This is a genomic window from Paenibacillus sp. FSL K6-0108 (assembly GCF_045040695.1).
GTDB classification, from domain to species: Bacteria; Bacillota; Bacilli; order Paenibacillales; family Paenibacillaceae; genus Paenibacillus; species Paenibacillus pabuli_B.
Genome location: NZ_CP150288.1, coordinates 921,821 through 936,605 on the forward strand (window position 1 = coordinate 921,821; position 14,785 = coordinate 936,605).

14 protein-coding genes are annotated in these 14,785 nt (G+C 46.6%); 11 read left to right on the forward strand and 3 right to left on the reverse strand.

Annotation, left to right across the window (positions count from 1 at the left end; all coding sequences use genetic code 11):
* Positions 1–135 precede the first annotated feature (135 nt).
* The 6 genes from MHB49_RS04420 (at position 136) to MHB49_RS04445 (ending at position 4,819) form a co-directional block, all read left to right on the forward strand.
* The gene (locus MHB49_RS04420; RefSeq protein WP_405157040.1) at positions 136–1,089 is read left to right on the forward strand and encodes a ring-cleaving dioxygenase; all 954 of its coding nucleotides are present in this window, start codon (positions 136–138) and stop codon (positions 1,087–1,089) included.
* An 11-nt stretch (positions 1,090–1,100) separates the two neighbouring features.
* Entirely contained in the window at positions 1,101–1,706 is a 606-nt protein-coding gene (locus tag MHB49_RS04425; protein ID WP_405157041.1) for an alpha/beta hydrolase, read from the forward strand.
* 265 nt (positions 1,707–1,971) lie between these two features.
* Positions 1,972–2,424 (forward strand): alpha/beta fold hydrolase, encoded by a 453-nt coding sequence (locus MHB49_RS04430; protein WP_405155174.1) that lies wholly within the window; start codon positions 1,972–1,974, stop codon positions 2,422–2,424.
* Positions 2,425–2,492: 68 nt separating this feature from the next.
* Complete coding sequence (locus MHB49_RS04435; protein WP_405155175.1) at positions 2,493–2,861, forward strand: hypothetical protein; 369 nt, start codon at positions 2,493–2,495, stop codon at positions 2,859–2,861.
* A 63-nt stretch (positions 2,862–2,924) separates the two neighbouring features.
* The gene (gene ilvA, locus MHB49_RS04440; RefSeq protein ID WP_405155176.1) at positions 2,925–4,217 is read left to right on the forward strand and encodes a threonine ammonia-lyase IlvA; all 1,293 of its coding nucleotides are present in this window, start codon (positions 2,925–2,927) and stop codon (positions 4,215–4,217) included.
* Complete coding sequence (locus MHB49_RS04445) at positions 4,217–4,819, forward strand: GNAT family N-acetyltransferase (RefSeq protein WP_405155177.1); 603 nt, start codon at positions 4,217–4,219, stop codon at positions 4,817–4,819. Before ilvA ends, MHB49_RS04445 begins: the two co-directional genes overlap by 1 nt.
* 135 nt (positions 4,820–4,954) lie before the next feature.
* On the opposite strand, the gene MHB49_RS04450 is transcribed toward MHB49_RS04445, so the two are convergent.
* Positions 4,955–5,920 carry a hypothetical protein gene (locus MHB49_RS04450; protein ID WP_405155178.1) on the reverse strand — a complete coding sequence of 322 codons (966 nt, stop codon included), beginning with the start codon at positions 5,918–5,920 and terminating at the stop codon, positions 4,955–4,957.
* A 293-nt stretch (positions 5,921–6,213) separates the two neighbouring features.
* Here MHB49_RS04450 and MHB49_RS04455 point away from each other — a divergent pair, with 293 nt between their 5' ends.
* Both MHB49_RS04455 and MHB49_RS04460 read left to right on the forward strand, forming a co-directional pair.
* On the forward strand, positions 6,214–9,405 hold the full coding sequence (locus MHB49_RS04455; RefSeq protein ID WP_405155179.1) for a stalk domain-containing protein: 3,192 nt from the start codon (positions 6,214–6,216) through the stop codon (positions 9,403–9,405).
* A gap of 234 nt (positions 9,406–9,639) precedes the next feature.
* On the forward strand, positions 9,640–10,557 hold the full coding sequence (locus MHB49_RS04460; protein WP_405155180.1) for an AraC family transcriptional regulator: 918 nt from the start codon (positions 9,640–9,642) through the stop codon (positions 10,555–10,557).
* Positions 10,558–10,872: 315 nt separating this feature from the next.
* On the opposite strand, the gene MHB49_RS04465 is transcribed toward MHB49_RS04460, so the two are convergent.
* Positions 10,873–11,649 carry a DUF1129 family protein gene (locus tag MHB49_RS04465; RefSeq protein ID WP_405155181.1) on the reverse strand — a complete coding sequence of 259 codons (777 nt, stop codon included), beginning with the start codon at positions 11,647–11,649 and terminating at the stop codon, positions 10,873–10,875.
* A 465-nt stretch (positions 11,650–12,114) separates the two neighbouring features.
* Between MHB49_RS04465 and MHB49_RS04470 the strand changes: the two genes are divergently transcribed.
* The 3 genes from MHB49_RS04470 to MHB49_RS04480 all read left to right on the forward strand — a co-directional run bounded on the left by MHB49_RS04470 (position 12,115) and on the right by MHB49_RS04480 (position 14,286).
* Entirely contained in the window at positions 12,115–12,351 is a 237-nt protein-coding gene (locus MHB49_RS04470) for a hypothetical protein (protein ID WP_405155182.1), read from the forward strand.
* A gap of 238 nt (positions 12,352–12,589) precedes the next feature.
* Positions 12,590–13,420 carry an alpha/beta hydrolase gene (locus MHB49_RS04475; protein ID WP_405155183.1) on the forward strand — a complete coding sequence of 277 codons (831 nt, stop codon included), beginning with the start codon at positions 12,590–12,592 and terminating at the stop codon, positions 13,418–13,420.
* 80 nt (positions 13,421–13,500) lie between these two features.
* Positions 13,501–14,286, forward strand: coding sequence for a DODA-type extradiol aromatic ring-opening family dioxygenase (locus MHB49_RS04480; protein ID WP_405155184.1), 786 nt, complete (start codon positions 13,501–13,503; stop codon positions 14,284–14,286).
* A 175-nt stretch (positions 14,287–14,461) separates the two neighbouring features.
* Here the strand turns inward: MHB49_RS04480 and MHB49_RS04485 are convergent, their stop codons facing one another.
* The gene (locus MHB49_RS04485) at positions 14,462–14,674 is read right to left on the reverse strand and encodes a hypothetical protein (protein ID WP_076291601.1); all 213 of its coding nucleotides are present in this window, start codon (positions 14,672–14,674) and stop codon (positions 14,462–14,464) included.
* Positions 14,675–14,785 lie beyond the last annotated feature (111 nt).

Here is a 14,785-nt window from a genome sequence, read left to right on the forward strand (position 1 = left end):
CAAAAGCTTGCATATTGCTGTCCAATGGATTAATATAAATTTAAAGAATCTTAATTTAAAGATAAATAACAAAAAGCAATGCATAACAAACCGCTAAATAAAACAATGATACAAATAAAAACCAAGGGAGTGTAGATTATGTTCAGAACTTCAGGAATCCATCACGTTACGGCCTTTGTAGATGATGCACAGAAAAATGTTGATTTTTACGCAGGTGTATTGGCACTAAGATTGGTGAAAAAAACAATTAACTTCGATGCACCGGATGTGTACCATCTGTATTATGGCAATGAGGATGGGGCACCGGGTACTATTATCACCTTCTTCCCACAGCAAAATGCCAGAAGAGGTGTAATCGGATCCGGACAGACCGGGGTAACCGTATATGCGATTCCGGTGGGCAGTCTGCCATTCTGGAAAGAGCGTCTGAAATCCTTCGATATTCCGTTTGAAAATAAAACAAGATTTGGAGAGCAGTACATTCGCTTCTTCGACAAAGGCGGTCTCTTGCTCGAATTGGTCGAGCGTGAAGGAGGTCAGCCAAGCCAGTGGGCATTCAACGGTGTACCTACGGAACATGCCATCAAAGGTTTTGGTGGAGCTGTACTATTCAGCCATGTACCTGACAAAACATCCGATGTGCTGACAACAATGCTCGGTCTGGAGCAGGTAGGAGAAGAGGATGGAATCATTCGTCTGCAGGCGAGTGGTGACATTGGCCAACTGATCGACATTCAATCGACTGGAATTCAGCGAGGAATTGGCGGAGCAGGTACGGTTCACCATATCGCATGGCGTGCAAAAGATTATGTCGAGCATGAACAAATGCAGCAGGAGCTGCAAAATGCAGGATATCATCCAACTCCGGTCATTGACCGTCAGTACTTTAACGCTGTGTATTTCCGGGAACCGGGCGGTATTCTGTTTGAACTTGCGACAGATCCTCCAGGATTTGCACGGGATGAACCACAAGAGAGCATGGGTGAGAAACTGATGCTGCCTGAATGGTATGAACCACAGCGTGAGCAGATTGAACAGCTGCTGCCACCTATTCAAGTACGTGAATGGAAAGGAGATTCCAAATCATGACAACCAATACAATGAAACATATTTATAAAGCAGGTTCTCAGCCAGAGGCACCCACACTTTTGTTGCTGCACGGGACAGGTGGAACGGAGAATGATCTGGTAGGTCTGGCCGAGATGATCGCACCAGGAGCAGGTATTCTGGGGGTGCGTGGTAACGTCTCCGAGAATGGAATGCCCCGTTTCTTCCGTCGTTTGGCGGAAGGGGTGTTCGACGAAGAGGATCTCATTGCACGGACAGCGGAATTGGGTTCTTTTGTGGATGCTGCTGCTGCAGAGTACGGCTTTGATCGTGGCAATGTCTTTGCACTGGGCTATTCCAACGGAGCAAACATCGCGGCAAGTCTGATTTTCCATCAGGCTGACGTATTTAAAGGAGCGATCCTGCACCATCCGATGGTACCGCTTCGCGGTTTGGAATTGCCGGACCTGAAAGGACTGCCTGTATTTATCGGAGCAGGAGAGAACGATCCAATTGTGCCGAAACGGGAGACGGATGAATTAGCTTCTCTGCTAAGTGGAGCAGGTGCCGATGTACACCTGCACTGGGAGCGTCAGGGGCATCAACTGACTCGTACCGAGGCGGAAGCTGCTGCGGCTTGGTTTAAGACTCAGGCCTGATTAGTTGGTAGAGTATGACTGAAGTAAATTTGGCACACTGCTCATACAATCTGTTTAATTGCCCGATCCTTGAATGGATCGGGTTTTTTGATCTGCTTTAGGGGGGAAAGCGTCGATAGGGATATGAAATAAGAAAAATGAGGAGACCTACAAATCTGACACTATGCCTTGTCCTAAAGAGTGGAATAATCTATAATCAAGTAATTGATAATCATTTTCAATTAGATTCGGTTTGCTATAGCATGTGTGTAATTAGGAGGGCAAGATGAAGCCTAATCATAGATCACATTCTTTTGGTTCAAGTGCATTTATTCAGACTCGGGATGGTCGCAAGTTACATTATATGTCCAAAGGAGCAGGTGATCTGACCGTTGTATTTGAGTCCGGTATGGGCCTCTCTCGATCGACTTGGGGTTTGGTAGCACCTGCAATTGCTGAACATGCGCGTGCCGTAGTATACGACAGGGCGGGTGCGGGACGAAGCGAATTCGATTCGGCTCCTCGTAACCTCCGCAGAATAGCAGAAGATCTTGACGATCTGCTGACTGGATTGGGGCCTGGTCTGTTTATATTGGTAGGGCACAGCTGGGGAGGACCCATTGTTCGTGCGGCAGCGGCCTCAAATTTGTCCAGTATAAGAGGCATTGTGCTGGTGGATCCATCAGACGAGCATTGTGGGCTCTATTTCTCCAAAGCCGCCAAAATAAATTTTGCTTGAATCGTTATCTTATTCCATTCATGGCACGTACGGGGATATACAGGCTGCTAGGCAGGAGACCGGGAAGTGTGCAGCCTGATGATGTGGTCAGGGACCATCACGCGGAGGATTTCACTGTGCATGCTGCCAGGACCATGATTGCAGAATCAAAACCGTTTCTGGAAGACTTGGCGTCGCTGTTGGTTACTCCCCTCGATCTTGGTGATCTGGAAGTTAGCATCATCTCAGGTACGAAAACAGGCCTGGGAGAACGTAAAATAAGACCTGCTATTATCGAGGCACACCGCAAGACTGTGAGTACTTTAACAAATGCAAAATGGATCGGGGCCGATCAATCCAGCCATATGGTCATGTTTACAGACCCCCAGATTATTATTGATGAAATCGTGCGAATGGTAAATGATGCGAGCTCAGGCGCAAGAACAGAACAAAAGTGATACAATAAAAAGAAAAAGCAATGCTTGCATTGCCAACCAAGATAAGCGGAGTGTGGAGAAGAGATGAAACCAGTGGAACAGGAACCAACGGGAACTACCAATCCCGGTCGTGCCAGTGTTGGCATGGAGGATATTGTGCGCGCACATCATGTGCTGCGAGAAGTCATTGTAAGAACGCCGCTGCAGCGGGATGCTGTATTGTCGGCCAAATATAATTGTAATGTGTATCTTAAACGGGAAGACCTGCAGGTGGTACGTTCGTTCAAAATTCGTGGAGCATATAACATGATCCGCAGTCTGACGCAGGCTGAACTGGAGAAGGGCATTGTCTGTGCAAGCGCGGGCAACCATGCGCAGGGAGTTGCTTTTTCCTGTAACGCGCTGGGAATCCATGGAAAAATCTTCATGCCGAGCACAACGCCTAACCAGAAGGTGAAACAGGTTCGTCGATTTGGCGGAAGTAATGTTGAAGTTGTGCTGACAGGTGATACGTATGATGATGCTTATGAAGAAGCTATGCGTGCTTGCAATGAACAGGGCATGACGTTTATCCATCCGTTCGACCAGCCGAAGATCATTGCGGGTAATGGTACGGTGGCGATGGAAATCATGGAGAGTCTGGATGAAAAAGCGGATTATGTGTTCGTCACCATTGGTGGCGGCGGTCTGGCTGCCGGTGTAGGAACTTACATGAAGACGGTTAGCCCGGAAACCCGCATCATTGGTGTAGAACCACTTGGCGCAGCTTCCATGAGTGAGGCGATGTTCCGCAAGCAGGTTGTCACGTTGGATGATATTGATAAATTCGTGGATGGTGCTGCGGTGAAACGCGTTGGTGACCTGACCTTCGACATCTGTAGTGGAACGCTGGATGACATTGTGAAGGTGCCTGAAGGCAAAGCCTGCACCACCATTTTGGAGCTATATAATGAAAATGCAATTGTGGTGGAGCCTGCTGGTTCTCTGGCGGTTGCTGCACTGGAGCAGTATCGCGAACAGATTGCGGGCAAGACGGTGGTCTGTGTAATCAGCGGCGGCAACAATGATATCGATCGGATGCAGGAAATCAAGGAACGTTCGTTGATCTACGAAGGTCTGAAATATTATTTCATGGTCAATTTCCCACAGCGTGCGGGAGCTTTGCGTGAATTCCTTGTGGAAGTATTGGGACCCAATGATGACATTGCCCGTTTTGAATATACGAAGAAGCACGATAAGGAAAATGGACCTGCCTTGGTGGGCATCGAGTTGATGTACAAGGAAGATTACCAGCCGCTGATTGAACGTATGAATCGTAAAGGCCTCGCGTATACCGAGCTGAACAAAAATCTTAATCTGTTCAACATGTTAATCTGATGAATGATTCCAATATGAAGTCGGACCGTAGTGAGTCACAGCCTCTGTTGAGACCTGCTCGCAAGGAAGATGCCACACAAGTGATTCCTTTGCTCTATCAGGCTATTGATGATATTGCCTATGCTCTTGCTGGTGAAGGGGATCATGAGAAAGCGATGCAAATTTTGCAGCAATTCTATCTGCAGGAAGACAATCGAATCAGCTACCGTAACGTAACGGTTATGGAGCAGGATGAGCAAGTCGCAGGAATACTGGTGGCTTATGATGGAGGCGAGGCAGATCGTCTGGATCAGCCGATTCTGGAGCGACCTGGTCGGAGTATAGATGAGAAATATACGTTGGTCAAAGAAACCCGTCCCGGGGAGTATTATCTGGATACTCTATCCGTAAGTGAAGCGTATCAGGGACAAGGCATCGGCAAGGCATTGATGGCTGCTTTTGAGCAGCGAGGCCAAGAGCTTGGTCACTCACAGGTATCCCTCATTGTTGAACGTGACAATGGCCGTGCCTTGATGTTGTACGAACGCCAGGGTTATACCAAGGATGAAGTGATTGTCATTGCTGGACATGAGTACAGCCACATGGTCAAACCAATTCTGTAGTCTTTCTGAGCTGGCCTGGACCAGTAAGATGCAATTCAACGATAGAATCAAAAAGAAGACCGACATGGGAGCGATCCTGTGTCGGTCTTCTTTTACGTTTTTTATGTGCATTAGGTGATTAATGTCATGAATGATTTAATAGCCGGCATCTGCCCCGGTTGGAACATTCTGCTGCAGCCATTTCTCCACCGCAGCTGTTTTCTCATACTTAGATTCCTTAACCAGATCCATAAAGGCATTCAGCTTAGTGAGGAATTCACTATCGACGGATGCAAGACGCTGCAACACCCCGTTGTATCCTCTCTGGGCGTTCGCAACCATTTTGTTCGTTTCATAATCAAACAGTGGTGTGTTGTTTAGGCCATAAAAGGTATATAGGGTATAACTGTTCAACAGATTCTGCACCTGCTTGGCCCGGTTGGATTTCGGATAGAGTTCCAGGAATTTTTCCTGGCTGAGTGCTCGAAGGAGAATTTCCTGATAGCCAATGACCAGAGCTCCGTCATCCGCAGGCAAGTTTTTCGTTTCCTTCGTCATGATCATGATGTAGCTTGAGATATCTTCTGTAATACCAGAGGTATACTTCACAAGTGCCGCATAATTCATGATCGGATAGAGGGAGCCTTCCAGCATGACGAGGCGATAGCCGCTGTCACGGGCTTCTTTTAACAGTGCACGCAGATCGGAATCCTTGGTACGCTCCATGAGTTTGGTGAAACTGTCGTTCGCTTGGTATGCCTTGAGCATTTTGTCCTGAACGTTAGGAACGAGCAAGCGGTCGGTCATGGAGGTTAGAGCCTTCAGCCGCGCATTCTCCAATTGAAGCACCATCAGGGTGGCGTGATGCTTTGTTACTTTTTTGATATTGGATTCCAGAAAGGTGTCAGCGGCGGGTAAGCCGTTCTTTTTTTTGAGCATGGACTGAAAGGTTTTATATATGGCGGTTGAACTGCTGGTGGTTACTTTGGTATCCGGGCTCGAAGGGGCTGCGGCAGCGAGTTCAGGTGTAACTGCAGTTCCTGTGACGATTGCAGCAAGGGTAGCGACGGTGATGAAGAAACGAATCCCTTTGCGTTGACTGGATAAATACGATGATGTCATCCGTGTGAACCTCCCGTAGTTATAGAGTGATAGGTTTTCATCTGCTAGTCACTTTACATTAAACGAATTTGAGAAGGATGTTGTTGCGGAATAATGACAAATTCTTCTGTTATTTTTAACCTTTGGAGGGTAGATGGCGTGGGGACATTTCTGCGAAAATATTTTTTGTGGGATTGGAAACTTTTACTCATGTTCATACGTCTTAGATGTGCACAGGAAATTACAGGAATAAAATGAAATTCAACAACGATTACATTTCAACTTAAATAATGAAGAGAATGGGGATATTGGATATGAAGAAAGCAGGAGGACGTCAAGTGAAAAAGGTGATGTCAGCACTGGCCGTATCAGCCATGTTGATGTCTGCACTTCCAACGTCAGTTATGGATGCAGCTGCAAGAATCAGCATTTATATTAACGATGCGGAGCTCTCGTCCGCACAGGCACCTGTCATGAAAGGTGGACGTGTACTGGTTCCATTGCGCTCCATTTTTGAAGGATTAGATGCGACAGTAAAGTACACCAATAAAACTAAAACGATCACGGCGAACCGGGGAGATCAGGAAGTATCACTGAAACTGGGTTCCAAAACGGCTTACATTAACGGAGAAGCGGTAGCGCTGGATGTACCTGCAAATACCATCAAGGGAAACACAATGGTTCCGATTCGTTTTGTCAGTGAAGCTTTTGGGGAGAAAGTATTCTGGAATTCCCGTAATCAGCGGGTAGATATCAAAACAACGTCCACTCCTCCTGTGGATGAGACGAAATATGCAGCATGGAACATTTATGGTTCTGTATCCGGGAGTAATGGGGATGGCCGTGACCTGACTGTAAGCTTCACACGTCCGACATCTGAAAAGGCTGTATCCGCATATCGGATTATGCTGGTAAAAACGCGTGATGTGAACAGTTTCAATGAGTCTGCGGCAACGGCAGTACCATCTAGTAATTACACTTCCATTTCTCCAAATGGCACCGATCCAAGATTGACATTGAATGCCCAGACACGTGACGTGAACGGGGATCTGTTGAATTCCAATGAAACCTATCGATTGTATGTACTTACGGTGGGGAACAGCAACAACAGCTACAAAAATCAGCTTGCCTGGTCTACCCAGTCCATAAAACTAAACAATGTGAAAACGACGGTGCAGCCTGTCACAGGCCTGCGGATCGCAGATATCAGCGACTACGGAGATGGACGTGATCTGGAAATTAACTTCACACAGCCGAGCACCACATCGAATATTACGTATTACCGTGCTTTTGTAGTTAAGGCGAAAGATGCTTCTTCATTCAATCTGACTACGGCCAATAATGTGTCCAGTTCCAATTCAACCATTATCTACAAAGGCAACAGCACAGCGGTTAAAACCCAGCTCAGTTCCTCGACCCGTGATACATCCGGGGAATTGATCAAAAACGGCACATCCTATGTCGTCTACATTGTATCCGTGAGCTCCAATGCGGCAACAGCAGACAATAAACTTTCCGCTGTATCCTCTTCACTCACGCTGGGCGTAAACACAGCAACGGCACCAGTTATCACATCAGTGAAAGATAATTCGGATTATGGAGACGGCCGTGACATTCAGGTGAGCTTCAACCGTTCATCCGATGAATCCAAAGTGGCTAGTTATCGAATTTTCGTGGTGCGGAACTCGGTATCCAGCAGCTTTAATCTGACTACGGCGAGCAATCTGTCTTCCAGCTTGTACTATACTGTGAACAAAACAGGTAACAACATTACAACCACGCTGCCATCATCTATGAAGGACACAAGCGGGTATAACGTAACGAATCTGCAAGACTACCGGATCTACGTTATGGCAGTGGGTAACCAGCAGAATAGTTATACCAATGCGCTGTCTTCCTCGTCGACACTGTTGAGACTGACAACAAATAGCAATGCCGGAGTTGCAAGCAACATTGGGGTGGCTGATGTGAGTGATTACGGCGATGGTCGCGATCTTCGGGTTTCGTTCAATAGAGCTTCGGACGAATCCAACGTTTCTGCATATCGGGTATATGTGGTCCGTTCCGGAAATGCAGGCAGCTTCACACTGAGCGCAGCTAATGCTTCGAACAATTATTATCAGGTGAATAAGACGGGTGGAAATCAGTCATTTACTCTCCCATACAATGCGGTCGATACTAACGGTTACACATTGTCCAATAATGTTAGCTATCGCGTGTTTGTCCTGTCGGTAAGCACAAGCGGTAATTCCAGCCAGAATGCATTATCCTCTTATTCTTCACAAATTACGCTGACTGCCAATGCAGCTGTGACTGCACCGAGCAATGTGGTGGCAACGGATATTGGGGATAACGGCAATGGTAGTGATCTGCGTGTGACATTCAATCGTTCGACAGATGAGACGAATGTGAATCATTATCGTGTGTTTGTGGTGAAATCGACAAATACGAGCTTTAATCTGACATCTGCGAACTCAGTTAGCAGTGCGAATTATAAGTATGTAAGCAAAAATGGAAACAACCAGACTGTTAATTTTACAAATGAGAAAACCGTGGACGGCAGTGATATTGTGAATGGTGTGGGCTATCGTGTGTATGTCATGGCAGTGAATAACAACGCTTCTCTTGCCAATGCATTGTCTTCAGGCTCGGGAGTAATCACATTGACTTCCAATACGGCTGTAGCCGCAGTGAGTAATGTAAGTGCAACTGTGAAAACCCTAGGGCAAGCGGGAGATGCTTCGGATGTATCTATAAGCTTCAACAAGGCATCTAGCGAAAATGGGATTTCGCGTTACAAAGCTTTTATAGTACCAGCAAATTACGTGAGTGGCTTTAATATTTCTTCTGCACTTGGAATTTCTTATAATATTGATATCAACAAAAATGATGCTTCAAGTCCTGTCTTCTTGAATAACGGTCATCGAGATATTAATAATAAGTCACTTGTTGTAGGGCAGAAATATCGGGTCTTTGTGTTATCCGTATCGGACAGCAGTTCTCGTGCTTCCAATCTATCCGCAGCTTCCGATGAATTCAGTATCCTTGCTCCAGCCGTACCTGTCCAAACAGGGACCATCACTAAAATTGAGAATAATAGCACTGATACGGATCCAGGCATCAAGGTTACTTTCAATAAGGCGGCAGACGAAAGAGGGATATCCCAATATAGACTTTTTGTAGTAAGAGCCAAAGATGACTTTGGTGTAGCTCAGGCAACCCAGAATACTAGTTCTAAACAAGTATCAGCAGGAGAAATTAATTTGAACAAAGATACGGTGGATTCTAACGGGAAGGCAATTGAAATTGGAGCAGAATACAAAATATATATCCTGTCAGTATCTAGTGATAATTCCTTGTATACAAGTTCGCTTTATGGTCCTTCGGCTACGGTTAAATTGGATGCGCCAGTTGCGCCATCTGCTCCAGATTCATCTCAAACGGCAGATACAAATACTGGATCTTCCAATTCGAATCAATCTGGTACTACATCTCCACAGACCTAAAAGCAAAATTAAATAATAAATAAATTGTATTGAATAAGCTCCCTTTCCAAATGAGAAGGGGAGTTTTTTTATTGTGATATTAAAAGTTGTTGTGTTAACGAAATGAAGTTTTTGAATCCCACATACTCCACTTGTAAATCCTGCCATTAAAAAGGTCCCTTTGATCGTTGCAGCCATGGGTCAAAACGATGGATAATAGGAGAAAGAAGAGCATGATCCGAAAGGACTGATGGAATGCTTGCATTTCGCTTAACCGGCCTGCCGGATTCCCGGTTGCCTCTGTATCTGTATTGTGTGGGGACACAAGAAGAGAAAGTTCAGTTTAGACCGGATGGATTTCCGGTGTATCAGCTTTTTTTGTTACGCAGCGGCAAGGGGGAATTTAAGGTTCCAGGTGAAGGAGCGTGGACAGTATCGGCAGGTGAACTGTTCGTGATCGAACCGGGGGTGGCCCATGAGTATATTCCGCATACCAAAACAAACGGAGAGCTTGGATATATCGGCATTGGTGGAGAGGCGGCGGGAGCAGTGCTTCGGTCCGCGGGACTGCTGCCGATGGGGTCACGGAGCTTGTCCGGATTTGATCAGTTCTGGACTCGAGTGGCGGATATCTGGCACGCCCTGGACAGCGGAATGACAGAAATGTGGAGCAGCTCAACGATCATCTATCAGCTTATTCTGGACATGTCACGATCCATCCACCCGCCACAGGATGAGAAAGAAGAGCGAGAAGCACGGAATAGGTCGTTAACACGTTCAGAACGTGAGTCGGAATCGGCAAATGAAGCATTCACCCGAGCTGTGTCGCTAATGCACACGCACTACCAGGATGATCTGCTGCTGAAGCATGTAGCTGAAGCCGTTGGTTATTCAGTGCAGCACCTGAACCGACTATTTCATCAGAGACATGGGGTGACAGGGCATCAGTACATGCAGCGCTTGCGTTTGCAGAAGGCATCGGAATGGCTGGACAAACACCCGCGCGCAAGTGTAAGAGAGGCGGCGGAGACGATTGGTATGGAAGTGAACTACTTTATCCGCATGTATAAGCGAGAATTCGGAGAGACACCGGGCAAGGAGATCAAGCATCGCATTCAGCTCAAAATGGAGACAGACTCTACGGGCCCTGTGGATCATCTATATGAAGTATGACGTGGCCATTCCTTTGGAGGAGATTAGTTTCAAACGGGTTACTACCGTAGTATATGTTACTCATAAGTTGTGGCGTGTAATGAGCTTTTCCTCTGATTGAGCGAGAGATCACGACAAAGGTCTTCCTGAACGGTCTGAAAAAAAAGAATAGCTGCCGAGAACTTCTCAACAGCTGGTTGGGGGCCCTTAGGGCCCCTTTTTTGACACTCGATATTCTATATCATCACCGAATGTGGTACTTCATTCGTACTTCACCTTCGCACGTCATACACCTGTACGATATACCCAATGATGCTGCCTCACAAAGGGCAATCCTTACGCTTTCTTTTGTCCGAAGAGCGGTCTCAACGTGGCTAATCCCACAATCCCGATCACAAGACTAATCCACGGAGCCAGCGTAAATACGGGAAGGCTATCGCGCAGCGGATATCCTACGAATAAAACAAGCACAACGATAACGATATAGATGACGATTCCGCGAAGATTCACCTGCGGTCTGGCAGTCTTGTCTGCTCCCTGATCATCTGGGCGCTCAGCAAGGCGACGAAGCATTTCAACCAGTGCAATACCTCCAACCGCCGCAACGATAAGGGAGAAGAGGCTGATATGGCTAAATGGTTCCGTATCTCCGTCTGTCCAGCCAATAAATAGCCCAACCGCACCTTGAATCAGCATGACAAAAGACAAAGCTGCCCAGGAGATCATGAAGTACCATTTGGGCGTTCGTTTAACTTGATCCGGAGCCTCCGCAGGTTTGGGTTCAACTGCTGCTGTCTTCTTGGCTGACGTACTGCGTTCATTAGATTTGCTTACGGAGCCCCGTACGGCCGTACTTGAAGCTCTGGATGAGTCCATATTTGATTCACCCGCAGCAGGATCCTGATCTGATATACCAAGCTGAGAATATATATCCTGTTCCAGATCAGGTCCATATAATTCACGAGCAGGCTGACCGTCACGCTGAGCTTGTACGATGGCTCTTCCAGCAGAGAGAATCCATTCTTCCTGTGTTCTCTCATCAGCAGGTGATTGGCGCGCAATGGTGCTGATCTGATCAAACAGTTTGACATGTTCCGGTGTCATCTTACTCATTTCGGTTATTTGCCGATTCTGTATTTCTTTCAACTTTTTATAGGAAATCCCCAATGATTGCTCCCCCTGTCTACACACGTTCTGATCCCCGTGATTTGGAGACCCTGACGGTATTTTAGTATACGGGAAGGGCTCTCGTTTCGCAAAGTCATTCCTTATAAAACAACTGTTTACGATTCGACCATAGCCCTGCACAGGCCAGTATGACACAGGTACATAGCAGTACCAGTTTTCCGTGAATACGAATCCATTCCAAGATGTGTTCCATGAATTCAACCCTTTCGCCAGAAGGAATTGGAGGCAAATGTTGGCTATGATGTATTGCTTAGGTTTTCCCCGTTTCACCTTTAATATGCGTGCAGGTCGTCCAGTTCCGACGATTGTGTGAAGAATGAATAAAGTGCAGAAGATTCCACCACAATAGTAGCATTTCCAACAGAAACCAGGGATTGGAGTGTGGCAGGTATGGATCAACAAACGAAACAATTAACAAGGAAGCTGCTGCTGAACAGCAACTCCCGTGGAGTAACGGATGAGGTTGTGCCAATGGATGAGACGTTGGAGGATACTGAATTTGGGGGAGAGTATACAGATGGAACTTTTCAGTCAGGGAGCTTCTGGGCAAGCTCAAATTCAGTCCATGAACATGAATGGCAGGGTCGAGTGGAGACCCATGAGATGTTCCGTCGTAGTTATGAGTAATGGCTTCAAGTATTAGGAATAGTTCGAGTCAGCTGTCATCAGCTTGGCTCATTTTTTTTGCGAATTTACCGATAAAATGTAGATAAGGCATGTCTGGAAATGGACATTTCCTCACGTTGACTTGAGGTCCATAGGATGATAATATACTAATATCATCTTAATACACATTAAACTTATCGGATTTATATATATTAACGAATCGAACAAGAGCAGGGAAGAATGGAAAGGGGAAATGGGCATGGAGCGTCAGATCAGTATTCGTCATGGGCAGGAAGAATTAACAGCCACGATTCATTATCCGGTCGTCAAAGACATCAAGGAGGGAAACCACCAACAGCGTGTGCCTCTTGCTGTCATTTGCCATGGATTCGTAGGAAGTCGAATCGGTGTGGACCGTCTGTTTGTGAAGACTGCGCGTGAGCTGGCCGAAGATGGGTATTTGGTGCTGCGTTTTGATTATATTGGCTGTGGGGAGAGCAGCGGTGAGTACGGAGCTGAAGGTCTTGAATCCATGATTACCCAAACACGCTCTGTGCTGGACTATGCGATAAACTGCAGTGATGTAGATCCAACCCGGGTAACGCTGATCGGTCATAGTCTGGGCGGAGCTGTTGCTCTGCTGACTGCTGTCCGTGACAAACGGGTCAAGAATCTCGTCATGTGGTCATCCGTTGGATACCCGTTCAATGATATTGTGAAAATTACCGGACGTGATGTCTACGATGAAGGGGTGAAACTGGGTTCTGCTGATTATCTCGGCTACAAGTTTACACCAGCATTCTTTGAATCACTGGCTGAACATCAGCCATTCCAGGAAGCCGTTAAATTTAACGGGGATGTTCTCGTGGTGCACGGCACGTCGGATGAGACCATCCCTGTAGATTACGCATTCCTGTATCAAAAGGTATTCTGGATGCGGCAGGAAGGCCGCTGCGACAAGGAAATTATTTTCCAGGGTGATCATACCTTCTCTTCCGGTAAAGAGCGTGAGCAGCTAATCACGCGTACGAGAGAATGGCTCGGAGAACGTCAGAAGATCGAACAGGATTGGCAGCACTGGATGATCTAAGGATGTCAGCTTGGAAAAGAGCCTTCTTCGGGGTAAAATAGAAGGGTAAGCATCCTATCCGTGTCTGGAGGTTGGCAGCAATGACATTACCCGCATTATTCATTGCGCATGGTTCTCCCGCTCTGGCGGTGGAGAGCAATGACTACACTCACTTTTTGAACCAGCTTGGAAACAGGCTGCCGGCTCCGAAAGCCATTGTTGTATTTACGGCGCATTGGGATTGTCCCGAACCGTCTGTGACAATGGATGATGCACATCAGACCTTGCATGATTTTTACGGATTTCCCTCTAATATGTATACAATGAATTACCCTGCACCTGGTAAGCCAGACCTTGCGAATGAGATCTGCGCCCTGTTCACTCGGAGTAATCTTCCACATCAACCGGTTCGAGGCCGAGGATTGGATCACGGTGTATGGGTCCCTCTGTTACACATGTATCCCGAGGCCGATATTCCTGTTATTGCGGTATCTGTCGATTCGCTGCGTTCCCCGCAGGAACAGTATGATATCGGCCGGATGCTGGAACAGCTGCGACATGATAATGTGCTGATCATAGGCAGTGGCGGAACAGTTCATAACCTGCGCATGCTTGGCACCAATGATGAACCGCAAGACTGGGCAGTGGAATTCGATAACTGGATTGGTGAGCGTCTTGAGCAGTGGAATACGAGAGAATTGTTTCAATATGACAAAAAAGCGCCCCATGCCCGCACAGCGGTTCCTTCTTATGGAACGGAGCACATTGCTCCCTTGTTCTATACCATGGGTACGGCCGATATGTCACGATCTGCAAAACGTCTATTTCAATCGTATCCTTATGGTACGCTCAGTTTGAACTGCTGGCAGTTTGGTGACGGCGTATAACTTGGAACAGACAACAGAACGGGAAGAGATCTATGGGGTTTATTGGAAAATGTAAATATAACTAATTCATTGACCAGACAGTCTTTGGTTTTTGAACAAAAAAAGGTTTCTGAGCCAGCGTAACGGGCCTCAGAAACCTTTTTCTATGACTTGAGCATTCTGCAAATGAGTATATTCACTTGCGAATCTCAAAAAGCTCACATGCTGTACGTGAATGATATGCCAGTTCACTTACACTGGACTGAACCACAACGGTATTGCTGTCAAAACGGATAATGACGCCACCGGAATCAATCTGGTGATTATCTTTAAAAACACGGACTTTATGCTTCATTTCCATGGCTTCCTGAAAGTCGGCATCGGTCTCAAGACGGCGCTGGGTTGGCATGTCATGTACTCCTTTGATTATAATCGATCGATATGTTCATCATAATACGTGTTTCTGTCGATGGGCAAGTCGGATGACCTACAAGCATATATAAAAATACAAAAAAGTCCT